Here is a 24,403-nt window from a genome sequence, read left to right on the forward strand (position 1 = left end):
CCCCGCCAATCAATTAAAATACCAAGGAGTGTAGATCAATGTTCTTTAAACAATTCTTCGATAAAAAACTGGCACAGACATCCTATATGGTCGCTTGCCAGAAGACAAAGGAAGCAATCATCATCGATCCAAAGCGTGTGATTGATGAATATGAGGCAGTTGCAAAAGATGAAGGCTTCATCATCACCCAGGTGACGGAAACGCACATCCACGCAGACTTCGCTTCCGGACTGCGCGACGCTGCAAAACGCTTCAATGCGACAGCATATGTATCTGATGAAGGCGACGAAAACTGGAAATACAAAAATATGCCGGAAGCTACCGTATATCTCAAAGATGGCGACACCATCCATGTCGGCAATGTCGAATTGAAAGTGATCCACACCCCAGGCCATACACCTGAAAGCATCTCTTTCGTGCTGATCGACCGTGGTGGCGGCAGTGATGAACCGATGGGCATCTTCACAGGTGACTTCATCTTCGTTGGCGACATTGGCCGTCCCGACCTGCTCGAAGAAGCAGCCAAAATGGAAGGCACAACCGAAGAGGGCGCGAATGCGATGTTCGCTTCCCTTAAGAAGATGAATGACTATCCGGACTTCATGCAAGTATGGCCAGGCCATGGAGCCGGCAGTGCATGTGGTAAATCCCTCGGTGCTGTGCCATTGTCCACTCTTGGATATGAGCGCAAAAATAACTGGGTGTTCGAATACGAAGATAAAGATGCCTTCATCAAAGAATTGACAAGTGACCAGCCGGAGCCGCCAAGCTACTTTGCACAGATGAAGAAAGTCAATAAGGAAGGCCTGCCTGAATTCAAGGTGAAGAAAGTCGAAATCGGTACACCTGATATGCTTCCAGGACAGCTGTTGGACCTCAGAAGCAAAGAAGCATTCAAAAAAGGGTTCAAAAAAGGCGCCATCAATATTCCATACAATGATAAATTCCTTCAGTTTGCTGGATGGTATGTGGATTATGATCAACCGATGACAGTCATTGCAGACCCTGAAGATAGCAGAACACTCCAGGAAGACCTTGCGTCCATCGGTTTCGACAACCTTGAATTGATCGTTCCTGAAGACAAAGCAGACAAGTACTTCGATGATTCCTATGAAAATGTCATTCCTGAAGACTTCGTCAAGAACTACGAAGACAAGCATGTTCTGGACGTCCGCTCCACTGCCGAGTACAAGGAAGGCAACCTTGATAATGCGCATCATGTCCACTTTGGACATGTCGATGAAAAAGAAGTGCCATTCAGCACAGACGATACAATCTATGTCCACTGCCAGTCCGGTGTGCGCTCAGCCATCGCAATGAGTGCACTTAAAGCACGCGGCTTCGATAATGTCGTCAATATAGAAAAAGGCTATGGCGGCATTAAAGAAGCGATGAAGTAATGGACACTTCATTTATAATCGTCATATTTCTGATCGGATTCATCGGTTCCTTCATCTCGGGGATGGTAGGTATCGGTGGTTCCATCATCAAGTATCCGATGCTGCTCTATATTCCTTCCATGCTCGGTATTGCCGCATTCACCTCTCATGAAGTCGCCGGTATCAGCGCCGTCCAGGTCGTTTTTGCCACCATCGCTGGCGTATGGGCATATAAAAGCAGCGGCTACTTGAATATGAGGTTGATCCTGTATATGGGGAGCGCCATCCTGATCGGCAGTCTTCTCGGGGGATATGGTTCAGAATTCCTTACAGAGACCCAGATAGACATCATCTATGCGGTACTTGCCACCATTGCTGTCGTCATGATGTTTCTGCCAAAAAAGGAAGTGCCATTCAATCCCGATGATACCCTTGATTTCAATGGACTTCTGGCAGCAGCACTTGCTTTCATTACTGGTGCTGCGGCAGGTATCGTCGGTGCTGCGGGTGCATTCATCCTCGTACCGATCATGCTTGTCGTGCTTAAAATACCGACCCGGGTAACCATCGCCACAAGTCTCGCCGTCACTTTCATTTCCTCCATTGGTACTACGATTGGTAAAGTTGTTACCGACCAGGTGCTCTATGGGCCTGCAGCCATCATGATAGTTGCGAGTCTCATCGCAGCACCGATCGGTGCAAAAGTGGGGCAGAAGATGAATGTTAAAATACTTCAATGGATTTTGGCCCTGCTCATTCTCGGAACTTCCTTGAAGATATGGGTGGAAATCTTTTTCTAAATTTAATTTTCATCAATTAAAAAGTGCCTGTCGATCATCGTATTGAATCATTCACAGATCTTCGATTGAAGTTTGTTACAGCGATCAGGGCAAAGATACGCAAAGTCTTAAGAATCGTCACACAAGTGGCGGTTCTATCTTTTTATATGCAGAAAGAGTGTAATACGTCGCCCACTCGGGAACAATGCAACGAGAGCGTCAAAGGCAAGTGTGTCAGAGGATATTTCCAGACAAGCTAAAGTTGTTGATCAGATCATCCACCATCCTGCCCTATATTGATCTAGGAGGAAGTAACCATGAAATACACCGGCATCTTGCTTGTCATACTCGCTGCCATTTTCTGGGGGATCAGCGGTGGCATTGCAGATATATTGATGGACAAAGGATGGGATCCGCTTATCATTTCATTCTATCGCGGCGCAGTCGGATTCGTATTCTTCTTCGTATGGTTCATCACCCACTTCAAACAGAACTGGAGCACTTCACCACGCTTTTATCTCTGGTCGCTGCTTGGCGGCATTGGGGTGGCGGGAAACTTCACCTTCTATTTTCTGAGCATACAGGAATCGAGCGTTGCTGTTGCAGCGACTCTGATGTATACGGCGCCGATATTCGTTCTCCTGATTTCGTTTCTATTCAGAATAGAACAATCAACATGGTTTAAATGGTTATGCGTATGCTCTGTAATTATCGGTATCGTCCTACTTACAGGTGCCTATGACCCGGAAGCCCTATCGACCGGCATATTCGGTGTGATTGCAGGTCTCGCTGCAGGCCTGTCATATGCACTGTTCATTTTCGGTTTCAAGAATGCTTCCGACATCGGTAGACCACAGATGATACTGACTGTAGCTTTCCTGGTATTATGTCTCATTCTTATATGGTTCATCGATATGGATGAAGCATTCATTGTGCTGACATCTGAAGACATATGGTGGTTCCTGCTGCTCGGAGCAGTAGGTGCAGGTGTATCATTCATCATCTATGTCATTGGTGTCCGCCGGACCCGCCCAACGACCGCTTCCATGGTCGCAATGGTGGAACCGGTGACCGCATCCCTTTTTGGGGTGGTTATTCTTGGTGATGGCCTCGGTTTCGTTCAGATTCTCGGCATGGGAATCATACTTGTGACCATCACGGTGCTGAGTGCTAAATAGGCTTGATGGCTGTTGGATAATGGCATAAGGAAATCCTATCTATTCGTAGCGAATTCGAAAAGGACCATTCAATCAGACAGATTTCTAAAAAGCATGTTTCCTGTCATTCTACAGAAAACATGCTTTTAAATTTGTCTTATAAGTTAACCAGAAGCCTTCAGATCCAATGTCATCAGATGCTCATCGTAATACCTGTCACCATCGAACATCGCTTTCGGCTCTGTGCCATACACTTTAAAGTCGAATGACTCGAAGAATGCAGCAGCTCTGATGTTTTCAGTGACTACTGAGAGATTGATAACCTTTACCCCATCCATTCCTTTCACCCGATCGATCAGATGGCGCACCACCTCTTTGGCAATACCCGTGCCTCTGTAATCACTTTTACAGTACATCGCGACCAGACTGCCTTTATGCTTCGACTTTGCCCCTTGTGATTGGATGAAAGCAGCAGTGCATACAAGCGCAGCCTCATCAAAGCGGCCTACAGTGAACTGAGTGTCGGAAGCATCAATAGGCTGTTCAAAGTCCGCCAATGTAGCAATCAAAATCTTAGAATTAAAAGCCAAGGAGATGTAGCGATTCTGCCATCCTCCCGGACTTTATTTTCTTCCTGCACCGAAGGTGATAGACCAGCAAATCTCTATAACTCCATTGAATGTCATCCTGCAGTAACTTTCCTAACCCTACTTTCACATTTTGCTTGCATAGTTATTTGAATTTTTAGTATGCTACTCATTATATACATTTATCGAATAGTCCATATGAATGGATGAGATAACCGCAATTTATGAATCAAAAGAAATGAAACTAGCTGCAAGTATACATAGACAAGGAGATAGGCATATGAAAGATAAGTATATTCTATTGGCAAGCTGCAAGGACCAGGTGGGCATCACCAACCTGATTACCGGAATCATCTCAAAACACGGTTCCAATATACTGCACCTCGATCATTTCACGGAGTATGATTACGACAACTCTGATGAAGGTCAATTGTATTTGAGGTTCGAGTTTGAGAAAGTGAATGGGCTGAAAGCTGCTCTGGAGAGTGAACTGGAACAGAAGAATATCGATTTCGAGCTGTTTGATAGTGCTTTAAATACAAAGATAGCCCTGTTTGTTTCAAAAGAGGACCATGCGTTCAATGAAATACTGCTCAGAGTCGAACGTGGCGAGATCCCAGCAGAAATCGTCTGTGCAGTAGGGAATCATGAAGACAATCGGCACTTCGCTGAAAGTCTCGGTGTGCCGTTCTACTATGTGCCAAGCAATGAACCTAAGGAAAAAGTCGAAGAGAAAATGCTCGCAATCTGTGACGACCATGAAGTCGACCTGATTGTTCTGGCCAAGTATATGCAGATTCTATCCGATGACTTTGTCAATCACTACAAAGATAGAATCATCAATATACACCATTCGTTCCTGCCCTCATTCATCGGTGCGAATCCATACAAGCAGGCATGGAAACGCGGCGTCAAGTTCGTCGGTGCAACAAGCCACTATGTCACTGCAGACCTTGATGAAGGACCAATCATTGAACAGAATGTCATCCGCGTCAATCACAGGTATGACGTAAAGAGCCTGAAGAAGATCGGTCGTCATGTAGAAGCCACTGTATTGGCTCAGGCAGTCGAATATCACGTGCTGCATAAAGTGATTGTAAACCATGGCAATAAGACAATTGTTTTTGATTAATGAAAAATAACCCGAATGATGGGCAACGTACAGAAAAGTGTCCATCGTTCGGGTAAATATATTAATTATTAATCTCATCTAAAGTGCCTTTTAAATCTATTATTATTAATTTTTCATCATAAATGAATATGTCTCTCGGTTCTGTGCTATATCTTTTGAACTAAAATGATTCGCAGTACTTCAAACCTTTTATGTTTCAGTTATCATTAAAAGATTTATAATTTCTTTTTTATTAAACCCCACTGTGTTTTCTTAAATCTATCTAGACTTAATTCCTATATTAATTAGAAACTTTGATAATCGTTATTAATATCTAAATTTTAAGTTTTCAAGCTTAATTTATATCTTAAATTACCAGAGATATAATTGTATTAAATTGAATATATAGATAATTATAGATGGTAAAAAAGTTAATATATATTATAAATTTAACTATTTTGTTGTTGTAATTCTTCAAAAATGCAAAAATCGTCATTAATTTTAATGACAATCAATATAAATATCTTTAAGAAAATAGTGTAATTTTGATGATGAATCTTCTCACTTTGCATACTATAAGGTTGTGTATGAATATACTTATTTCTTAAATCGAAACCATTATTAAATTGAGACTTGTTTAAGAAGTAATTAATATAGTCTTGTTCAGGTTTCGTTAAAAGTGAACTTTCAAATTTTACAATATCACGTTTACATAATTCATCTATTATCTTTCTATTTTCCAAATTATATTTCCAATAACTAATTACTTTCTTATAATATAAGTTTTTTAAAATATTGATCAATAAAGAGTTTTTCATATTAATGTATTCTTCTTGATCAACTTCTAAGTAACCATGTTCGATAAGCCAGTCTATGGCAGTTAACTCGTAATCAGAATAATCATCTCTTTTAAAATTTTCATAGCTCATTAAATCACTATAACTATCATATTCTCTCTTTTGCTTTTTATGATAACTCAAAAGACTCTGATCTGAGAAAAGTAAGAATGTAACTTGTTCAAATTCTTCACCAATGCCATAAACATACTTATTTTCAACCAATGAAGGTATATTCTTATACATTAACTGCTCAGATTGAATATCAAGTAATTCAAAATCAATTTCACCGTCTTTAACCAACAAGGTAAACTGCTTTAAGACTGATTCCAATGTGGGCATTATATTTGTACATTTTTCAAGTATAGTGGAGTTTTCAGAAGGCATGGTAATTTGAAAATTTTTTATATTAAACTCGGAAGACAAATAATCTTTAAAGAACCATTCGACTACATCTTCTAAGCGTATATTCTCACTAAGTAATAAATTATAATATCCTGAAAGCTGCATTGAAGAAATAGCATTTATTTGTTCGAACCCTAAACCTTTTTTATAGGCTTTTTTGGAGTTTGAATGGACAAGTCTTTCAAAAACGCTCATTGTTTCCTCTGAGTTAACAAGCATGATTCTCATTTGCGTATCTACATACTCAAATAAATAAATAAAGTTATTTAAAATGGTCGCATAGTCATCATTTTCTAATATCCATTTCCTATTATATGCTATAGACATAGAACCATCTTCAACTACGCTATTAAAAATTTCTTTATCTGAAAAGTTTAAAAAAGAAACAGACATTTTAATAGCCATACTAGGTTTTTCTTGGAAAAAGTTTTCTTCTATAATCTGAACTTTTCTCTTTGCTTTTAATCGTGTTTTCGGATTTATTTCTATTTCATTTTTATTACTTTGTATATTGGCAATCAGTTTTAAATAATTAAGGTTTGCATTTTCATTATCAATATATTTCACTAATATTTCTTCTTTATCCTCATTACTTAATTGATCTGGTAAATGTAATTGTTTATTTTGTCCTTCATCCTCGAGTTCATAGTGCTTTAGCAAAAGAACAGCTGTAGAATCCTTTTTCACCATAAATTCTTTAATAATATTTCCATAGTACCTAGTAATATCTCTATTTCTAAGTAAGTGAAGTAGTTTTATACCACTATGATTCAAAAAACTTCTAAAATATTCGTCATTAATATTCTTATATACTTTAAATTTGTTTATAAGATACCAAAAGTCATCTTCATACTGTTTTTCAAGGCTTTCATAAAGAAAGGCGAGATTATCTTGTGTAATTAACTTTATAAATTTAGCGACTTGTCCAAAAGCTTCTTGCACTTGAGCTTTTAAGCATTCAACTTTTTCGCTACTCCATTTACTAAGAAAAATTTCTGCATCAAAATATTTTTTAATGTTAAATATTTCAATAGCTACGTTAATATCACTGATTTCTTCTCCATTTGCGTATGGCTTTAACACCTGCTCACTATTATTCAAGTTATAACCACACAATAAATCATTTACTGGGTAAAATTTAATCCTTTTCATATTAACTCCTTTACATATTTAACTCTTTGAGGCTATTCCATGACATCTTGCTCAAAAGCTACTTCGCTTTGGTATTTTATATGTCATTCACCCATTTTTACCTGTTAAAAGTTGCTTCCATTATACTATAGACACTCCTTTGAACAGAACATTCTATGAAATTTTAATGCGGAATATTTGGATAACTAAAGTTTGCTGTTAGTTTTTAATAAAATATTTAGGATATGCTATTATGAATTAAATGATAATTTGGCAAAGGGGCTTTGGATTCCGATGAGCAACTATAAAGATAGAAAGTTTTTCTTCGTAGGAACAACAATTGAAGGAACGGATTATACCAATGATTTTATGGATAGCAATGAGTGGCGTCTTGGATGGGAAGGCAAGGAAGATGATGAACAGTATCAGTTGATGCGCTTGTACTATGACCAAATGAGTGAGGGAGACTATATTGTTCTCAAGTCCACTTACACTCGTAAAAATAACCTGCCGTTTTCAAACCCTAACAATAAATCTGCATCTGTCATGAGGATAAAAGCAGTTGGAGTGATTACACAGAACCCTGGAGACGGACATACCATCAAGGTTGCCTGGATCAATGACTACCGGACAAGAATGAAGGAATGGTATTTCTATACTTCAAGAGTTGCTATGTGGATGCTGGATTACGAAGGTGACTTCAGCAGTCGCCTGGTTGAGTTTGCTCTAAATGATAATGAACAGGACTACAGCTTTTTCTTAAGTGATGACTATTGGAAGAAGCAATTCTATAATGAAAAACAATTTCAGGAATATGAACTGTCGCAACAAGAAAAGAAGAACGAGGTACAGTTTGACTGGGTCGATTTTTATAAAGAGTTTGCTGATAAATTGCGCCCCTACTCTAATGACAGAAGTGCACTGATTGAAAAGGTGAAGAATACATATAACGCTATTGGGATGGAACTTCCAAAACTTGAAAGCGACCGTAATGTGATCGATATCGACCCTTTCACCATCTTTGCCCTGTTCAATAAAGGCATCACAGATGAGAACCGGATCAAAATCATCAAGGGGTTGAAAGAGGAGTTTTCCGTGAATGCAGCCGTCCCTGAAACCTTTGACGGGATTCCTGTCGTCAATAACATGGCAGCGACATTCTACTACTTCATAGGTGACAGAGAAGAACATGACATCGACAACTTGTGGGCCATTTTCAACGCTGCACTGGACTATGAACAGTTGTATTCTGAGGAGAGCAGAAAAGATTTCATCGAAAACTTTAATACTGTCATTCTGCAAAGAGGTATCAAGTGGAATCTGACCATGGGACTCTACTGGATCCGCCCTGAGGCGTTCATTAACCTGGATGCGAAAAACAGAGCATTTATTTCAACCGACAAGAATATGACTTCAGAATTTGTTGATCAGTTTGGTGTGATCAATAAAATGCCTGGAGGCGAGGCGTACCTGGACATTATAGAAGCTGCACATGCATCATTGGAAAGTAGAGACTTTAAGTACAGTACCTTCCCTGAATTATCTTTCCACGCTTGGCATTCAACCAATAGGATGGATGAAACGAATAGTAGTTTGGAAGAGATGATTGAAGTTAGGCTGGAAGATGCTGAGCTGTCTGAGTATGCGAGCAAACTTGTCTCTTCAAAAAATGTCATTCTCAGAGGTGCTCCGGGTACAGGGAAAACTTATCTGGCAAGAAATATTGCTGCTGAAGTTGCCAGTGGCGGAAGAATTAGATCTTTTGACGATCTGGATGAGCAGTATCAGGATAATACCCAATTCATCCAGTTCCATCCGAGCTATGACTATACGGATTTTGTGGAAGGGTTCAGACCAACAATAGATGATGAAACCAATGAGATGCGTTATGAAATTGTGCCGGGTATCTTTAAGAAATTCGTATCCAGAGCGATAGCCGCTCAAAGCGAAGGAGGCGCTTTTGTCTTTATTATCGATGAAATCAACCGCGGGGAGATCTCCAAAATTTTCGGGGAATTGTTCTTTGCCATTGATCCCGGCTATCGAGGTCATCTCGGTGCCGTCAAGACACAGTACGCTTCCATAGATGATGAAAGCGACGTCTTTTATGTACCAGAGAATGTATATATTGTTGGAACCATGAATGATATCGACCGCAGCGTTGAGAGTTTCGACTTTGCGATGCGTCGTCGATTCAGATTCATAGAAGTGACTGCCGAGAGTCAAATCGGTATGCTCAAATCGTCTGTTGATGATTATGAGGATGCTGTCAATCACATGCTGAGATTGAACAATGCGATATCGGAAGTGGAAGGTTTGAATAGTCATTACCATATCGGTCCGAGCTATTTCCTGAAACTGAGCGACATCGATAATAATTATGAACTGCTATGGCAAGATTACCTGGAACCACTACTCGAGGAATATGTCCGCGGGTTCTTCGATGAGGTGACGATACTTTCAGACCTTAAAGCTGCTTATGACGGTAAGCATCGGGAGTATGAGGATGAAAACTAGAGATAATACTCTGACCGGCGCTCCTGAAGTAACCATCAGCCAGGATTTCATAGATAGAATAGCAAATAAAAATCTTGAAGATCTGGAGGCCACCAACCTGTTCTTGTTTCCACCTAGAGTAAGCGATGTGGACGCTTTAGATGCTTCACATTTTGTAATGATGGCAAACAGTGATGGAATCAGAACCACCAATGTGATGGGTGTGATTGGTTATAAAGACGAACGGCTCTTCATAGGCTCAAGATTTGATGCAGGTAATGACTATTTCTTCTATTATATGCTGAAGAAAGTATTGAATATCAACGTAATTAATACTGAAGTGAACATGGAACATCAGACCAGCTTCCTGGAGCTATTGATTCCGTTGTTCCCAAAATTCTTGAACAATGCAATGAAGAAAGGTCTGTATAAAGAATATAGAGTAAAGAAATATAATGATACCAATATCAAAGGTGCCATCGACTTCAAGAGACATATTAAAAAGAATGTACCCTTTCTTGGCAAGGTCGCATATAACACACGGGAGTTCAGCTATGAGAACCACGTGATCCATCTGATCAGATACACTATAGAGTTTATAAAGAGAAGAAAGAATTTGAGAAGAATCCTTTATATGAATGATGTTACAAAGGAAAACATCCATGTCATAGAAGAAAACTCGTTGGACTTTGGTTCCATTAATGTAGCAAAGACAATCCACCGGAACATCCGAAAACCAGTCAGACATGGATACTACTTTGAATACCAGGCATTACAAAGACTGTGCATCGCAATATTAAGAGCAGAATCGAACTATTTCAATAAAGACTCGAACACGGAAGTTTATGGCATCCTATTTGATGGCGCCTGGTTGTTTGCGGAATATATCAATACTCTCATTGGAGATCAGTTCCTACACCCACAAAATACAAAAGGGATTGGCCGGCACTATTTATTTAATAATACCAATGGATTGATCTACCCGGACTTTATCAGCAGATCTGGGTTGAATCGAAAAATTGCAGATGCCAAGTATAAACCCATTAATAATATACGAGGTCGTGATTATCTGCAGCTTGTCGCCTATATATACCGTTTTGAAGCTGCTGAAGGATATTTCATATACCCTTTCCAAAAGAGCATGGATAAAGAAGGAAACAAAACATTATCATTATTAAGTGGTGTAGATAAGACAAGTGTAAGAGACCCGAACGTTGATGTAATTAAGCTCAGTATCGGCATTCCCAGCCAGGAGAGTGATTTTAGTGCATTCGAAAAGGTTATGCTTGAGGAAGAGGCAGAACTAAAGAGGAGAATGATATGACTTTCCCGAAAGTAATAGTATTATACGGTTGATGCATTAAAACAATGACGGTTCATCTATTATTAAATGACCGTCATTTTATTCGTTTATAAACTTATATTATAGTTTTTACTACACCTTAAAGTTAAAGAGATAGTACTCCTCTCTTACTTATCTATCACCTCAAGTGCTTTTTTAAGGTCGATATCTTCTTCTGTATGTTCTGGTGTCCAAGGTATATAAATATCCGGTTTAGCTCGTCCTGTAATAACATTATCGTTTCTATCTGAATAGCGAGATGTTGGGTAGTAAAACTCAAAACTGTTTTCATATTTGCGAATATTTAAATTGGCATAATCCAGTACACCCAAGGTATCGCGACCTACTATTGTTACTTTTGGTGATAATTGTGCAGTCAATGCAAACGCGTCCCCAGCGCTTGCACAGAATGTATCTGTAAGTACAATTATATTAGAAGGACTCCCCTTCCCTATTATTAAGAAGTCCGGGTCATCCGATAACGAAGCAAATCCGTTGCCCTTATTGGCTTTTATAAATGCCATCATCCCATCCAAGTGTGTAGATCCGTCTTTCGTCATTCCTTCATAAAGTTCAAGAAGCCAATCCGAATTCTTTTCAGTTAGATTAAATTCCATTTTATAGTTGTCATCCTGCAAGTTAACCTCCCCTTTAGGGAACAAATATTTAAAGAAATTTTGATAAGCAAAACTACTACCGCCCAAATTGGTTCGTACATCGATAATTAAATTATCGACTTTTTCAAGTTCTTCTTTAAATTTATCTATTACTTTATCTACAGGCCTATTATCTATAAAATCAGTGAACGTGAACATTAAAGTATCATCATTCAATAATTCCCCTTTATGAACAGATTCATACTTTTTCTTGTCAAAGCGCCTGAACGCATACGAGTGACCATCGCTCTCAAATGTTTCATGGTTCAAGAGCAACTCATTCCACTTCTGACGTTCATTTGTTTCAAAGTAAAGTTGCTTTTGATAACTCTCACTCAACTCTTCAATAGATCTATCATCCAAACTTTCTATTTTCTGCCCTACTTTGAGACGAGCATCATCCATCACTTCAGTCACTACCAGACTTTCTTCGTAACGTCTTACCTTAAAACCGACATCAGAATCTTTCAATTTACTTTCTTCGCTTTTTATAAAGAACACATGGCGATCCTTGAAATCTAGTAGATAACTCTGAACAATATCTATAAATGCCTGATCATTTTTGTCACACTCCTCAAGATCCTCAACCATTCTTATATATTTTTCAGGATTGTCCCATCCCTTTTTATCAATGTAACCGGCATAATGGTTTTGCATTATGCTAACCACCTCATCAAATATTTCTTTGTACATGTGCCTCCCCCCCTCTCAATTCATTGAATAAAAAGTATTCAATTTTTCTATTTTTTTCTAACTACAATCTGTTCTGATGGTTCATCAGTCTTACTTCCATTATTCCAATTAATCTTAGTCACCCATCATCATATTATAATGAGACTCATGCATAGAATTTTGGAAAATTCTCTTAAATACGTTAATATAGTTCTGTGTCCCTTCCTGGTTAGTATCAACATACAAGTCATCATTTATATGATGTGATCCATCGTTAACCCAAGATAGTAACGTTTTGCACACTAATTTTTCTTCCTCTGGGAACTTTTCAATAATTTGCTCAACATCTATATTTCCAAAGAACTTAAAATAATTTTCTAATATCCTTCTCATTATATTAGGAGTGGTTATTGAATTTGAATTCTCCTTTAGTTCTTTCCATAAAAGTTCATAGGAGTTTTTAATTGGATTCTCATCATATTCATATATGCTTGATTTATTATTGGTCTTCCTGACAATCCAAAATGTTTCGTCATTTAGTTTTTTATTATTATGACCCTTGTTAAATGAAATTTCTTTATGGAAGTAAACATTATGAGTCAGAATAATCAATTGTTTAAAATTTGAATCATTACTCCTTACCATCTTTTTTAGATTGTTTATTAAGTTACTCACCATAAATAGTATATTACTATCCAAGCTAGAAATCGGATCATCAACCACGACAACCCTTGGTGTATTTACTTTATCTTGCTCATTACTTCCATTAATAAGTTGATAGAAATACAAAAAAGTAATAAAAGTTTTCTCTCCTTCACTTAATGTTTCATTTGCATCTTCACCGCCTTCCCTTATTATCTTGTAATGCCCAGGCTCTTTAGATTCCGCCAATTCAAAATTTGTAAATCCAAAGGATTTAAGAAGTTTATTAATTTCATGTATAGAAGGTACTACACTAGTCAGTTGATTTTGTAATTCAATAATTTCTTTTTCTATTCTACCTTTATATTCCCTCTGTATTTGCCTATTCTTCTCCATACCGGTAATAGCCAAATTAATTTGATTGTAACTAGTTATGTAACTTTCATAATAACCTTTGTTTTCTTCCACAATAAATCGCCATATATGTTGTATTAACTTTTCTTTTTCTTCTTTAAGGTTGTCAATAACCTTATTTAACTCTGCTATTTGTATATTTGCTTGTTTCACTTCTGAGTTTATCTGTTCAATATAACTTGTTATTGTTCTTAACTCCACGCTCCTACTTGGTTCAAGTCTCTTCCTTTCTAGTAATTGAATATTTTCCTTATATGTTGAATTTATTAATTCAAATAGAGATTTCATCCTCTCTTTATCGATATAAGGCATGTCTTCACTTTTAAGAAAATTGTATTTCTCAAAAAACTCAGTTGTATTATTTTTATATTTTTCTATAGACGAGTTAAGCATTCGTATTTGTTCGGTATAGGTTTCATCAAAATACTCATCTAACTTCCCCTGAAAATCATTTGGGAGTTCTTGTTGGCAAAATGGACATATTCCATTTGTTTCTTCCATTTGTTTATGCCCTTGCTGTACCCAGTCACTTATATTTAATTTAGATATTAGACTAGCAATATCTATATCTTTTTTACCTATAATTTTTGTTTGAAATATTGATTGTTTTTCTAAAAAAGTGTTGTCTGATACCTCTGGTATTACAGAAACTTTTTCTTGAGAACTCTTAAAAACTGAACTTATTTTACTCTTTAATTCCTCATATGTGTAAAGATCTTTATTATTATGTTTTACTTCATACAAACATCTTTCCATAAACTTTTTCTTATTATTACGAAGACCAGTAAATGCTTCTTCAAAAGTTTCATCATAATTTAATTTTAAGTTCCAACATTGATTAGTAAATATTGATTGCAAATTACTTAATTCTTCTTTTTTCTTTTCTATGTTATTTCTTAATTTTCCTATTCGCTCTTGATGTTTTTCGACGTCATTCTTTTTTTCATCTATTAAGACCGTTATATCTGTAGATTCTTTCCCCAAAGTAAAAATTCCTTTTATTTCGTTACTAATATTAAAGTTTTCTTGGACAAAATTCCTATTGTAAACAAATAGATCGGATTCAGAATTACCGTTATCCCAATTAATACCACAAGAGATATGATTAGGGTGGGTTGTATTTCTTAGAAATTCTGATATTGTTGTCTTACCTGTCCCATTACTCCCATAAATGTAATTAATCCTTCTCAAATCAACTGTACTTCCTACTGAATCATAAGAAGCAACATCCTTAATATTTACATTTTTTATCATCCTTGCCCTCCTAGCTCTTCTAATCCTTTTAATTTCTATTCTACTAGAAATTTTTATAAAACATAATAATAAATCAAAATATTACAACAATTTATGAGGTACATTGCTATCTATATAGGAAATTATTACAAGAACAGCTCATATTGAAAAGAATTGAACTAAATACTCAGCAGAATGAATGCTTATGATATTTATACATCCGTGTCTTGAATTCAGTAATGGTACCTGATTAGGGGAAATACTACATACGCAGAAGACTATGCAATTTTCATTGATAGGAGGGATTAATGTGAAGGCATTAATATTTAGGGGAAACTTTTTTCTATGCGGGTTTATTGCTGTATATGTGCCTTTTATTCTTTCAAATGGGTTCATTGCCGAAAATTATACTGACAAAAGATTTGTAGCGCCGGAATTCTTCTCGGTAATTTCATTTTGGGTGATTGGAGCATTGTTAACATAGGGTATTACCACAAGCATGATTTGGATAGTATATCCTACATAAAAATCATACTGATAGATTTATTGCTTTGGATAACAGTACTGATTGGTTTATGGTTCTCATTTTCAATACTATAAGAATGGAAAACAAGTAACATAAATGTAGAAGTGTAAAGAGCCTCGTCTGAAACCTTTCTTTTTTCCAAAGAAATACTCCCTCCTAAGTTTTCACTTTTCAAGTGTCTACTTTGAAGAGAGCATATTAGAACGTATGGCTAGGAATGGCTTATGAATTTGTTAGCACTAGAAACACTATAAAGAACACTGCATAAGATCCCATTAGACCAACTGACATTTTAGCTAGTCTTGTTTTCATTGAAAAGGCTGGTATGATGCCAACTTTAAACATGTTCGCAACTAAGAGAATCATCGCTAAGAAAAAGGATAACATGGCAATTATCAACGCAATCTGTCCCAATATAAAAACCCCCACTAATGATATCAATCTCGTAATAACCAAAACATTAAACAAGCTGATTAAAACCAGTACTTGGCTCATGCGAAATCCAAGTATCTTTCTCTCACTCAGCTCGATGTGCCAAGCATCGATTATGCCCAAAAGTAGATCAAACATTATTCTTGATGACATGCCCGTTTGCTTTAATACTGTAATCAATTCAATGCCGTATCTTTCCCTCCACCTTTTTGGGTACAAGTATATATACCACTTCATATCAAACCAAGCCTCGTCATACCTAGTGAAGTAACTTTCTGCATTTCTCTAATCTGCTCAGTCAGATATACTTGTCCTGCTTCTGTCATCTTGTAAGGTTTTTTGCGGTCTTCTGTTTCAAGAACACTTATATACCCTGCTTTTTCCAAACGTGAAATTGCTCCGTATAATGTGCCTGGTCCTATTTTAAAATCATAATTTTCTTCGATATCCTCCATGATTGCATAACCATGACGATTTTTTTCGGCAAGGCTAATTAATATCAATAACGAAGGCTCGGAAAGTCTACTTTTCTTACCCATCTTTTCACTCCTTCCTTTCATTTATTACGTTTAGTGATATATCGTATAACGTAATAATAAAGTATGCTAGAAGTCATGTCAAATAAATACTAGTTATAGTACTCATCGTAAGCACATCAATGCTTGATGCATCAAGTTTTATCTTGTTATATATTCCCTGCCGTAGCTTCGTATCTATATATTAATTCTCCCGCTGAATCAAATTCTTCTGTGAATCTGAAACCCAACTTTTCATATATTTTCTGAGCAACATAGTTACCTGATGTAAAACTGAGATAAACTGTTCGTACACTGTATTTATCCATGACAATTTCCATCAGTTGTTGCATGGCCGCTGTTCCATACCCCTTCCCTTGATGGCTTGCGTCTATAATAATTCTATCTATCCATACATCTGGATTTATACCAAAAGCGCCATACATGGCAAAACCGACTATACCTTCCCCTGCATAAATTGACACTGGACACCATTCTTTATGAATTTCCGCCTCTGCCAGACACTCATCTACTGTTTCTATGAAATTCTCCTGATTCTCCTTTATTCGTATTCTTTTCACACGAGCAAGGTTATCCATGTTTATGTCTCTAATTGTTATATCATTCATTTTTATCTCCCAATTACATTTCTTAAGATCTGCATAAGAATAGGCAGGTTTTTGGTACTTGAATTTATGCTGTTGAACGAATTGACAAATCTCATGTTTTTCATATACATCTACACAATTTCACTCTTCAGGCTGTAAGATCGTTCTTTGCACAACGCTCGGACCCATGGAAACATTATGTTCCATCATAGTATAAGTCCGTCCATCGATCAGAAATTTTCCATTCCCTTTGTATTCGACCGTCCTTCCTTCTTCAGTGAGTGTATGCTGTACTGCTTCGACATACTTGGCAGGGTCTTTGTACCTGTCATCCAATTCCAATACAATCTCTTCTTTTCTACGCCCCATCAACCATCTGTAGCCAATATAGCCAAGTACAATTAGAACGAGCAATAAAATAATTTCCATACGTTTCACCCCTATCATGGTCAATTACTATTTGCCCTGCAGAAATAAGCTTGAAAACCATAGTCCAGCAGGAATCGTCATCCAGAGTAGTAAGCTGATCAGTATGATGATTACATATGAGTTGTTCTTTAAATCACTCCGATAAAAGTAAAACGATACTAAAAGTGCTCCAATCACCCAGACCGGCAGGACCAAAAAGAACTCTGGTGCTACGAACCTTTTATTCGTATAGTTTTCAGCAATGGTCCCTTCTGCAAAGAAAAATGCAATAAAGATGGCGATGATTCCACAAAGAATGATGTTTCCCCAGACGATCGTCGCTTTCAACTCGATTCCCCCTATTTCTTAATTTTACCATACAGTTTTCAGATAATTTAAGTACACCAATCAATTCCCTGCTCAATAGCAAGCGAGAATATCGTATTTGTCCAAATCCAATTACTTGGTGTCGGACGTGTTCGAAGTGCTATGCTATGAATAGTAGAAAATAAATAAAAGAGAAAGGAAGATGAGCATGAAGGTAGCAATTATTGGAGCTAATGGCAAAGTGGGAAGTCGTCTAGGACAACTGCTGGCTGAACGGGGTGATGAGCCTGTTGGCTATATCCGCAAGAAGGAACAGGCGCCTGACCTGGAAGCACTGAGAATGAAGACGAATGTCGCCGATCTGGTTGAAACTGATGTCGCGGAATATGCTTCCATGCTGGAAGGGACGGACGTGGTGGTATTTGCTGCAGGCGCTGGTGGCGCTGGTGTGGATGCGACCAAAGCTGTAGATGGTGAGGGTGTCAGTAAGATGATCGCTGCGGCTGAAAATGCGGGAGTAGAACGATTCCTGCTCGTTTCAGCATTCCCGGATGCTTGGAGGGACAAGGACATGCCGGATAGTTTCGAGTTCTACATGAAAATGAAGCGTAAGGCTGATGCGGGGTTGGCAAAGTCTTCATTGGATTGGACCATTCTACGTCCAGGTACACTGACAGATGATCCTGGTACAGGGAAAGTCAAACTTGGACCCGTCATTCCTTATGGCCAGGTCTCAAGGGATGATGTGGCCGCTGTACTTGCCGAGTTGATAAACAATGATGAAACAGCCAGGCTTGTGCTCGAATTGACTGAAGGAGAAACGCCCATCCAGGAAGCTGTAGCAGACCAGAAACGTCCATTGCAGTGATCATATACAGGACTACGATCTGCCGTCTAATGAACAACTTCATGATGCGTGCTATGCCTTCATCTGATTTATGGACTTTCGATATAGCCTCACGCTATATCGAACCATGAATTATCAGTATTATTTTACAACGGCATATCATGATAGACTTGCCTTAATCACAAAGACGAGGTTATCAAACATTTCAAACCCTCTCTTTGAATTAAAGGAGGAAGTTCATATGAAGCGCAGTTTGGAAGAAAGACTGAAGGACGGTCCGGTAATTGCAGGCGAAGGGTATCTATTCGAATTGGAACGCAGAGGGTATTTGCAGGCAGGGTCTTTTGTACCGGAAGTGGCATTGGATAATCCGGAGGCACTCAAGCAGACGTACCGCGACTATATGAATGCAGGCTCCGATGTCGTACTGGCTTTCACCTACAACGCCCACAGGGAGAAAATGAGGATCATCGGCAAGGAAGACCTTCTGGAACCTTTGAATCGAAATGCCATCCGGTTGGCTAAAGAGGTGGCAAAGGAACATCCAGTGGAAGAAGCATTGGTCGCCGGCAATATCTCCAATACGAACATATTCGATCCCGACAACCCTGAATCCAAAGACCAGGTCAGGGCGATGTTTGCAGAGATGGTCCAATGGTGCAAGGAAGAGGATGTTGATTATATCAACGGGGAAACATTCTATTACCATGAAGAAGCAGTCATTGCTCTGGAAGAGATTCAAAGGCTGGAAATTCCAGCTGTCATCACGATGGGACTCATGGGTGAGAATATATTGAGAGATGGCTTTACGGTAGAGGAATCCTGCAGGATACTCGCTGAAAAAGGCGCGCTGGTGGTCGGGATGAACTGTTTCCGCGGTCCAGACACTATGCAGCCCTATCTTGAGAAGATACGTGAAAAAGTGGATGGCTACGTCGGCGGACTGCCGATTCCCTACCGTACTACAGAAGCACATCCGACCTTTTTCAATCTGCCGGATGGTGGATGCAGTTGCCATCTGCCGCTTGAAACGACCTTCCCGACTTCGCTCGATCCGCTCTACCATAACCGCTATGAACTTGCAGAGTGGGCAAAGAAGGCGCATGCTATCGGTGTGAACTATATCGGATTGTGCTGTGGTGCCTCCCCTGCCATGCTTCGGTCTGTTGCGGAAGCTGTCGGAGTGGAAGCAGTCAATTCAAAGTATTCTCCTGACATGGAGAAACACTTCCTGTTTGGTAAAGATGAAACACTGCAGAAACATAATCTTGACTACCGTACAAAAGCTTAAGCAGAAAATAGGACATCCAGTCGTACGTATAGAATGAAAATGAAGCAATAGGCATGTTTCCTGTAGCCGCAGGAAACATGCCTTTTAATTTTGTTCTGATTATTTCATTCAAATATATCACTTCAGCTGCAGATCTGTTAAACACGTACCATCTCCGTCGAAAGTGGAGAAATCATGCTCGACATGTTTGTCTTCATAGCTGATTTCTATAGTATATTCCCGGTCTCTCGGCAACCAGAAGTCCATAAAACCGTTCTCGAGTGTCGTCAGTGTCTGATCGATATGAACCTCGCCTTGATCATCTATAATCTTTACATCCATTTCTTTATCTGCCAGTTCACCCTGGCATCCAATCAGATTATGATGTTCGCACGGATGTGTATATGTAAGATAAGGGGCGATCGATACAAAGAATTCATCTTCGGGAAGATCATGGATCTCCTCTTCTCCGCCGTCCTGAACGACAAGGGTTCGATCGTTTATCGAAGCAGATTCTACAACATTACTGGCGCTCAGCTGTGATACGAACTCTTTTATACTTGTTTCATCTGAAGCTGAATCGTTGCTGCATCCTGTCGATACAATCATTAAGATTGTTAAAACCGACATCAAATATTTTTTCATTTATATCCCTCCTCAATTCAATTATACCAAGCAGATTCAACTACGTTTCTAGGGACTGTAACAATTATATGAATTATGAGCGTAGAGACGTGTTCATAACAATAGCCAACTCATTCTCCATTTTTTTTTCGGAAGACCTTAATTCTTTAATAATATTCTCATAGTCTTCTTCATTTCGATTTTGACTTAACTTATACGCTGCCTGGACTTCATCGACTTTAACTCTGAAGCCGACGATACCTTTAACTTGCTGACGAGTAGTTTCAGATAAATTATCCCATGTTGCGCCCTTTTCGCGATGACCTTCATAACTGTTTAACAAAATTATTAAATCTTCAATCAATTCTTCTTCGCTAAGAATCTTACCAGTTCCATATAAGTGTACACTTTGATAGTTCCAGGTAGGCACATTTTCATCTTTATACCATGTTGAAGAGACATAGCCGTGTGGACCTTGAAACATGACTAGAACATTTTCTTTATCATTCATTGTTTTCCATTGCTGATTCCCTTTTGCAAAATGACCGGAAACATATAAATCCCCTTCTGTTTCCTTAATATTGACAGGTACATGTGTTGCAATGGGTCTAGTCCCGTCATATGAGACAATTGTTGCAAATGAGTTTTCTCGGATGAAGCTTTTGATCTCATTGAAATCATGTACTTGATAGTATTTTGGAATGTACATAGTAGCTCCTCTCTTCAACCCTTTAAAGATTTACTCATAATTATATCAATCTGACGATCATCACCCATATAAAAAGCGTGTTCATCTATTTGCAGAAATCCTAATTTCTCATAAAAACGAATTGCATTAGTATTCTTCTCCCAGACACCCAGCCATATTTTTTCACGGTTTAACTCTTGAGCAAGATCCAGCACTTGATTGAACAGTTGCTTTCCCAATCCTTGCTTTTGAAACTTATCTAATACATAGATACGCTCTATTTCCAGGCTATTACCTTTCATCTTCTCTGTCTGTGCGTCTTCAATATTTACTTTTAAATACCCTGCCAAACTGTTCTGATAGTAAATGAAATAGAAGTATGAATGCGGATTTTCCAATTCCTTGAGCAGTTTCCCTGATGTAAATGCCGTACTTAAATAGGCGTCGATATTTTCTTTTTCATTTTGTGGCCTGAAAGTTTCATCAAATGTGGCATAGCTTATTTCCTTTAATTCAGATAGATCTTCAATTGTACATTGTCTAATCATTATTTATCCCCCTTTTAATACTCTCTTTTATATCCTTTTTTCACACGTAGCCAGTCGTGTGAAATATTATCTTTAACTCTTTCTAATAATCCTACTAAGACATCAATTTCCTCTTCGGTTAATCCTTGTAGAGCCACAGCATTGGAATGTTCATTTTCGCGGATTATAAATGGATAGATCGCTTGCCCTTCTGCAGTAGGAAACAGTAACTTGTTTTTTTGATTATTTGGATCTGTTTTTTTGATGATTAATCCATTCTTCTCTAGATTTTTAATAGCTCGCGCAGTAGTTGTTCTATCAATTTTTAAAATCTCCGCCAATTTTTCTTGAATCATTCCAGGGTTTTCACAAATTCTTACGAGATAGACAAACTGCCCTTTTGCCAGATCAAGTTCTTTGAACTCTATGTTGCTGATTGAATCGAGTGCTCTGGATATTATGCCGATATTCCTTAGTATATCTTTCATAGCCTCTCCTTTTTGTTGCAAATGCAACATAATTTATAAGACTACTATATCATATTTTATTGCATTTACTATAAAAAATATTTCCAATTCTATCATTTCTGATGATTATAGTTGGTAAAGTTGGAAGGCGCTTCTCTGGGATCATAGACCTCCTCCTAGAAGAATTACAAACAGCTTAATATGTTGGATATCTGCGAGTCCCCTACCGAACACGTCCCTGATTTTCTGAGCTTCCTCTTCAAACATATCGATCCGCTCTTCTCTATAGTCTTGAACCTCAAATCTCATCACAACTCACTTCTTTGCTCGTTTTCTTGTATTAATATCTTTGCATTCTATCCTTTATTCATTCAAGAAGACGCTTACTTCCAAAGAGGATTAAATCCCTTGAGCCTCAAGGGCTCCAGGCTGAATTATCTTTCTATTAGGACTATGAGTAAATGAGTTGAAATTTGTTACCACTCCCTTTATTATGAATCAGCGGCATTCAAACGATTTATAAGGAGGGTTATTGAAATGATAAAAAAAGGGCTTAACAAAATCAATTTTGAAAATATAAAAATACTCATGACGCCGAGAATTACGCTTCAGACGCTGCTCAACATCGCAGCTGTCATCCTGGGGGCTTTCCTGTTCTCGATCGGAGTCAATCAATTCATGATTCCAGGAAACTTGGGGGACGGTGGTGTATCGGGACTGGCGATCATCATCCTGTATGCATTTAATATATCACCTGCCATCTCCACATTGGTACTGAACGGCATCCTGCTTATCATCGGTTTTAAATTTCTGTCCAGACGTGGCATGTACTATACGATATTTGCGGTCATCATGATGTCAGTATTCCTCGGAATCACAGATTCATTTGTCATACAGACGGATGAAATCATGCTCAATGTCATTTTCGGTGGCCTTTTCCTTGGTCTCGGTAATGGTCTTGTCATCCGCATCGGTGCAACGACGGCTGGTTCGGCCATACTGGGACGAATCGTCAACAAGTATACGGATATAAAAATTGCGAATGCCATCCTGGCATTCGACCTGATGGTCATTACAATCGGCCTGACGGTACTGACGATCGAGCAGGTGCTGCTCACTGTCGTCGCAATGTATATCAATGTAAAAGTCATGGACTTCATGATAGAAGGTATGAATCCGAAGAAAGCCATCACCATCGTTTCCCAGAAACCGGAAGTACTGGGCAAGCTGATCAACAGTGAAATCGGCCGCGGTGTAACGATGATGAATGGTAAAGGATTCTATTCCAGAGAAGAGAACGACATTCTGTATGTCGTCATCAATAAATCCAAATTGACCCGGCTGAAACGTCTGATCAAGCACTACGATGAAAATGCATTTGTCGTCGTCAACGATGTAAACAGCGTACTCGGCAATTCCATCGCATAGATATGTAAAATAAAAACAGGGTGCAGCATCTCTCAAGAGATTTTGCACCCTGTTTTTTTATATTTCGATATCCCAGTTCTCTTTCTCTTCCTGGCGCATGTTCTCGGCCGTATCTTCAGGAAATGCAGTACGGAACTTGTGGTGGTCCTTCGGAATGATTTCCACCATCTTATCAATCATCAGCTGCGGATCATTCTGCTGATCGAGCCCCTGCTCGCTTTCCTTGAGATTTTCAACGGAAGTGTAATGCTTGTCGGGATCGAACCATTCCCATTTCTCCTCCACTGCACGCTTGTTGAAGCCCGTCTCGAATGGGCCCGGGTTGATTGTGGCAACCTGTACATTGAATTCTTCAAGCTCCTGGCGCATCGACTTGGCGATGGCTTCCAGAGCATGCTTGGAAGATGCATAGAGCCCTTTGTAGGCAGCTGCCATGGAACCGGCCATGGAAGACATGAATACGATCTTGCCCTGGCGTTTCTCCACGAAGTGTTCTGCAGCAATGCGGGCCGTTTCGAGTGTACTGAACACGTTGACCTCGAACAGTTCACGCAGTGCAGACATCGGCACTTCCCAGATGGGTCCGCCCTCATTGACCGCCGCATCAGCGACAAATATATCATAGTCATAGTGCTTCATACGCTCACGGTCTTTCGTGTTCGTGATGTCCATTTTGAAGATTTCAATATCCACACCAGCCGCTTCTGCCGCTTCCATCAGTCCCGTCTTCTGCGGCAGATTTTCAACACTGGCAATGACCTTATGGCCTTCCTTAGCCAGCCCGATTGCCGTGCCCTTCCCGAGACCGGAACCGGCGCCTGTAATCATGATTGTTTTGCTCATTTTATAACTGTCCCCTTTTTCGTTAATGATACTCTACTCTTCCCATATAGAGT

General features: G+C 38.7%; 23 protein-coding genes. 10 read left to right on the forward strand and 13 right to left on the reverse strand.

Annotated features, from left to right (window positions below):
• The first annotated feature begins 38 nt into the window (after positions 1-38).
• From FO441_RS08525 to FO441_RS08535, 3 genes are all read left to right on the forward strand, one after another.
• Positions 39-1,400: an MBL fold metallo-hydrolase gene (locus FO441_RS08525; protein ID WP_145288668.1), complete on the forward strand. Its 1,362-nt coding sequence runs from the start codon at positions 39-41 to the stop codon at positions 1,398-1,400.
• Positions 1,400-2,179 carry a sulfite exporter TauE/SafE family protein gene (locus FO441_RS08530; protein ID WP_145288670.1) on the forward strand — a complete coding sequence of 260 codons (780 nt, stop codon included), beginning with the start codon at positions 1,400-1,402 and terminating at the stop codon, positions 2,177-2,179. Before FO441_RS08525 ends, FO441_RS08530 begins: the two co-directional genes overlap by 1 nt.
• Before the next feature lie 296 nt (positions 2,180-2,475).
• On the forward strand, positions 2,476-3,336 hold the full coding sequence (locus FO441_RS08535; RefSeq protein ID WP_145288673.1) for a DMT family transporter: 861 nt from the start codon (positions 2,476-2,478) through the stop codon (positions 3,334-3,336).
• Positions 3,337-3,479: 143 nt separating this feature from the next.
• On the opposite strand, the gene FO441_RS08540 is transcribed toward FO441_RS08535, so the two are convergent.
• Positions 3,480-3,884 carry a GNAT family N-acetyltransferase gene (locus FO441_RS08540; RefSeq protein WP_186365518.1) on the reverse strand — a complete coding sequence of 135 codons (405 nt, stop codon included), beginning with the start codon at positions 3,882-3,884 and terminating at the stop codon, positions 3,480-3,482.
• Positions 3,885-4,182: 298 nt separating this feature from the next.
• Here FO441_RS08540 and purU point away from each other — a divergent pair, with 298 nt between their 5' ends.
• The gene (gene purU / locus FO441_RS08545; protein WP_145288679.1) at positions 4,183-5,034 is read left to right on the forward strand and encodes a formyltetrahydrofolate deformylase; all 852 of its coding nucleotides are present in this window, start codon (positions 4,183-4,185) and stop codon (positions 5,032-5,034) included.
• Between the two features lie 428 nt (positions 5,035-5,462).
• On the opposite strand, the gene FO441_RS08550 is transcribed toward purU, so the two are convergent.
• A complete protein-coding gene (locus FO441_RS08550) occupies positions 5,463-7,406 on the reverse strand; it encodes a hypothetical protein (RefSeq protein ID WP_145288682.1) in 1,944 nt (647 codons plus the stop codon).
• Between the two features lie 273 nt (positions 7,407-7,679).
• On the opposite strand from FO441_RS08550, the gene FO441_RS08555 reads away from it, so the two are divergent.
• Both FO441_RS08555 and FO441_RS08560 read left to right on the forward strand, forming a co-directional pair.
• Positions 7,680-9,902 carry an McrB family protein gene (locus FO441_RS08555; protein WP_246095088.1) on the forward strand — a complete coding sequence of 741 codons (2,223 nt, stop codon included), beginning with the start codon at positions 7,680-7,682 and terminating at the stop codon, positions 9,900-9,902.
• Positions 9,892-11,205: a 5-methylcytosine restriction system specificity protein McrC gene (locus tag FO441_RS08560; RefSeq protein WP_186365519.1), complete on the forward strand. Its 1,314-nt coding sequence runs from the start codon at positions 9,892-9,894 to the stop codon at positions 11,203-11,205. The genes FO441_RS08555 and FO441_RS08560 overlap by 11 nt, the downstream gene beginning before the upstream one ends.
• Positions 11,206-11,351: 146 nt before the next feature.
• On the opposite strand, the gene FO441_RS08565 is transcribed toward FO441_RS08560, so the two are convergent.
• Together FO441_RS08565 and FO441_RS08570 are read right to left on the reverse strand one after the other, a co-directional pair.
• Positions 11,352-12,572 carry a S41 family peptidase gene (locus FO441_RS08565; RefSeq protein ID WP_145288689.1) on the reverse strand — a complete coding sequence of 407 codons (1,221 nt, stop codon included), beginning with the start codon at positions 12,570-12,572 and terminating at the stop codon, positions 11,352-11,354.
• A gap of 114 nt (positions 12,573-12,686) precedes the next feature.
• Positions 12,687-14,861, reverse strand: coding sequence for an ATP-binding protein (locus FO441_RS08570; protein WP_145288692.1), 2,175 nt, complete (start codon positions 14,859-14,861; stop codon positions 12,687-12,689).
• A 289-nt stretch (positions 14,862-15,150) separates the two neighbouring features.
• Between FO441_RS08570 and FO441_RS12605 the strand changes: the two genes are divergently transcribed.
• Positions 15,151-15,324, forward strand: a complete 174-nt coding sequence (locus tag FO441_RS12605; protein ID WP_186365520.1) for a hypothetical protein — start codon at positions 15,151-15,153, stop codon at positions 15,322-15,324.
• A 707-nt stretch (positions 15,325-16,031) separates the two neighbouring features.
• Here the strand turns inward: FO441_RS12605 and FO441_RS08580 are convergent.
• The 4 genes from FO441_RS08580 to FO441_RS08595 all read right to left on the reverse strand — a co-directional run bounded on the left by FO441_RS08580 (position 16,032) and on the right by FO441_RS08595 (position 17,677).
• The gene (locus FO441_RS08580; RefSeq protein ID WP_145288698.1) at positions 16,032-16,337 is read right to left on the reverse strand and encodes a PadR family transcriptional regulator; all 306 of its coding nucleotides are present in this window, start codon (positions 16,335-16,337) and stop codon (positions 16,032-16,034) included.
• 146 nt (positions 16,338-16,483) lie between these two features.
• Positions 16,484-16,942, reverse strand: coding sequence for a GNAT family N-acetyltransferase (locus tag FO441_RS08585; RefSeq protein WP_145288701.1), 459 nt, complete (start codon positions 16,940-16,942; stop codon positions 16,484-16,486).
• Between the two features lie 120 nt (positions 16,943-17,062).
• On the reverse strand, positions 17,063-17,350 hold the full coding sequence (locus tag FO441_RS08590) for a hypothetical protein (RefSeq protein WP_145288703.1): 288 nt from the start codon (positions 17,348-17,350) through the stop codon (positions 17,063-17,065).
• Positions 17,351-17,377: 27 nt separating this feature from the next.
• The gene (locus tag FO441_RS08595) at positions 17,378-17,677 is read right to left on the reverse strand and encodes a hypothetical protein (RefSeq protein WP_145288706.1); all 300 of its coding nucleotides are present in this window, start codon (positions 17,675-17,677) and stop codon (positions 17,378-17,380) included.
• Between the two features lie 187 nt (positions 17,678-17,864).
• Here FO441_RS08595 and FO441_RS08600 point away from each other — a divergent pair, with 187 nt between their 5' ends.
• On the forward strand, positions 17,865-18,524 hold the full coding sequence (locus FO441_RS08600) for an SDR family oxidoreductase (RefSeq protein WP_145288709.1): 660 nt from the start codon (positions 17,865-17,867) through the stop codon (positions 18,522-18,524).
• 220 nt (positions 18,525-18,744) lie between these two features.
• Positions 18,745-19,794 carry a homocysteine S-methyltransferase family protein gene (locus FO441_RS08605; RefSeq protein WP_145288712.1) on the forward strand — a complete coding sequence of 350 codons (1,050 nt, stop codon included), beginning with the start codon at positions 18,745-18,747 and terminating at the stop codon, positions 19,792-19,794.
• Positions 19,795-19,911: 117 nt separating this feature from the next.
• Here the strand turns inward: FO441_RS08605 and FO441_RS08610 are convergent, their stop codons facing one another.
• The 4 genes from FO441_RS08610 to FO441_RS08625 all read right to left on the reverse strand — a co-directional run bounded on the left by FO441_RS08610 (position 19,912) and on the right by FO441_RS08625 (position 22,100).
• A complete protein-coding gene (locus FO441_RS08610; protein ID WP_145288715.1) occupies positions 19,912-20,418 on the reverse strand; it encodes a CueP family metal-binding protein in 507 nt (168 codons plus the stop codon).
• 73 nt (positions 20,419-20,491) lie between these two features.
• Entirely contained in the window at positions 20,492-21,106 is a 615-nt protein-coding gene (locus FO441_RS08615; protein ID WP_145288718.1) for an FMN-binding negative transcriptional regulator, read from the reverse strand.
• A 14-nt stretch (positions 21,107-21,120) separates the two neighbouring features.
• Positions 21,121-21,633, reverse strand: a complete 513-nt coding sequence (locus FO441_RS08620; RefSeq protein ID WP_145288721.1) for a GNAT family N-acetyltransferase — start codon at positions 21,631-21,633, stop codon at positions 21,121-21,123.
• A gap of 14 nt (positions 21,634-21,647) precedes the next feature.
• Positions 21,648-22,100 carry a MarR family winged helix-turn-helix transcriptional regulator gene (locus FO441_RS08625; RefSeq protein ID WP_145288723.1) on the reverse strand — a complete coding sequence of 151 codons (453 nt, stop codon included), beginning with the start codon at positions 22,098-22,100 and terminating at the stop codon, positions 21,648-21,650.
• 567 nt (positions 22,101-22,667) lie between these two features.
• Between FO441_RS08625 and FO441_RS08630 the strand changes: the two genes are divergently transcribed.
• The gene (locus tag FO441_RS08630) at positions 22,668-23,507 is read left to right on the forward strand and encodes a YitT family protein (RefSeq protein WP_237605973.1); all 840 of its coding nucleotides are present in this window, start codon (positions 22,668-22,670) and stop codon (positions 23,505-23,507) included.
• 57 nt (positions 23,508-23,564) lie between these two features.
• Here FO441_RS08630 and FO441_RS08635 read toward each other — a convergent pair whose 3' ends face one another.
• Positions 23,565-24,350, reverse strand: a complete 786-nt coding sequence (locus tag FO441_RS08635; RefSeq protein ID WP_145288730.1) for an SDR family oxidoreductase — start codon at positions 24,348-24,350, stop codon at positions 23,565-23,567.
• Positions 24,351-24,403: the final 53 nt, after the last annotated feature.

The organism is Salinicoccus cyprini (genome assembly GCF_007713705.1).
Classification (GTDB): Bacteria; Bacillota; Bacilli; order Staphylococcales; family Salinicoccaceae; genus Salinicoccus; species Salinicoccus cyprini.

Excerpts from the sequence above, each read along its gene's own strand:
- FO441_RS08625 (WP_145288723.1), bottom strand. The coding sequence starts at position 22,100 with ATGAAAGATATACTAAGGAATATCGGCATAATATCCAGAGCACTCGAT.
- FO441_RS08535 (WP_145288673.1), top strand. The coding sequence starts at position 2,476 with ATGAAATACACCGGCATCTTGCTTGTCATACTCGCTGCCATTTTCTGG.
- FO441_RS08565 (WP_145288689.1), bottom strand. The coding sequence starts at position 12,572 with ATGTACAAAGAAATATTTGATGAGGTGGTTAGCATAATGCAAAACCAT.
- FO441_RS08605 (WP_145288712.1), top strand. The coding sequence starts at position 18,745 with ATGAAGCGCAGTTTGGAAGAAAGACTGAAGGACGGTCCGGTAATTGCA.
- FO441_RS08550 (WP_145288682.1), bottom strand. The coding sequence starts at position 7,406 with ATGAAAAGGATTAAATTTTACCCAGTAAATGATTTATTGTGTGGTTAT.
- FO441_RS08530 (WP_145288670.1), top strand. The coding sequence starts at position 1,400 with ATGGACACTTCATTTATAATCGTCATATTTCTGATCGGATTCATCGGT.
- FO441_RS08555 (WP_246095088.1), top strand. The coding sequence starts at position 7,680 with ATGAGCAACTATAAAGATAGAAAGTTTTTCTTCGTAGGAACAACAATT.
- purU (WP_145288679.1), top strand. The coding sequence starts at position 4,183 with ATGAAAGATAAGTATATTCTATTGGCAAGCTGCAAGGACCAGGTGGGC.
- FO441_RS08590 (WP_145288703.1), bottom strand. The coding sequence starts at position 17,350 with ATGGAAATTATTTTATTGCTCGTTCTAATTGTACTTGGCTATATTGGC.
- FO441_RS08610 (WP_145288715.1), bottom strand. The coding sequence starts at position 20,418 with ATGAAAAAATATTTGATGTCGGTTTTAACAATCTTAATGATTGTATCG.
- FO441_RS08560 (WP_186365519.1), top strand. The coding sequence starts at position 9,892 with ATGAAAACTAGAGATAATACTCTGACCGGCGCTCCTGAAGTAACCATC.
- FO441_RS08585 (WP_145288701.1), bottom strand. The coding sequence starts at position 16,942 with ATGAATGATATAACAATTAGAGACATAAACATGGATAACCTTGCTCGT.
- FO441_RS08600 (WP_145288709.1), top strand. The coding sequence starts at position 17,865 with ATGAAGGTAGCAATTATTGGAGCTAATGGCAAAGTGGGAAGTCGTCTA.
- FO441_RS08630 (WP_237605973.1), top strand. The coding sequence starts at position 22,668 with ATGACGCCGAGAATTACGCTTCAGACGCTGCTCAACATCGCAGCTGTC.
- FO441_RS08580 (WP_145288698.1), bottom strand. The coding sequence starts at position 16,337 with ATGGGTAAGAAAAGTAGACTTTCCGAGCCTTCGTTATTGATATTAATT.
- FO441_RS08635 (WP_145288730.1), bottom strand. The coding sequence starts at position 24,350 with ATGAGCAAAACAATCATGATTACAGGCGCCGGTTCCGGTCTCGGGAAG.
- FO441_RS08525 (WP_145288668.1), top strand. The coding sequence starts at position 39 with ATGTTCTTTAAACAATTCTTCGATAAAAAACTGGCACAGACATCCTAT.
- FO441_RS08620 (WP_145288721.1), bottom strand. The coding sequence starts at position 21,633 with ATGATTAGACAATGTACAATTGAAGATCTATCTGAATTAAAGGAAATA.
- FO441_RS08570 (WP_145288692.1), bottom strand. The coding sequence starts at position 14,861 with ATGATAAAAAATGTAAATATTAAGGATGTTGCTTCTTATGATTCAGTA.
- FO441_RS08615 (WP_145288718.1), bottom strand. The coding sequence starts at position 21,106 with ATGTACATTCCAAAATACTATCAAGTACATGATTTCAATGAGATCAAA.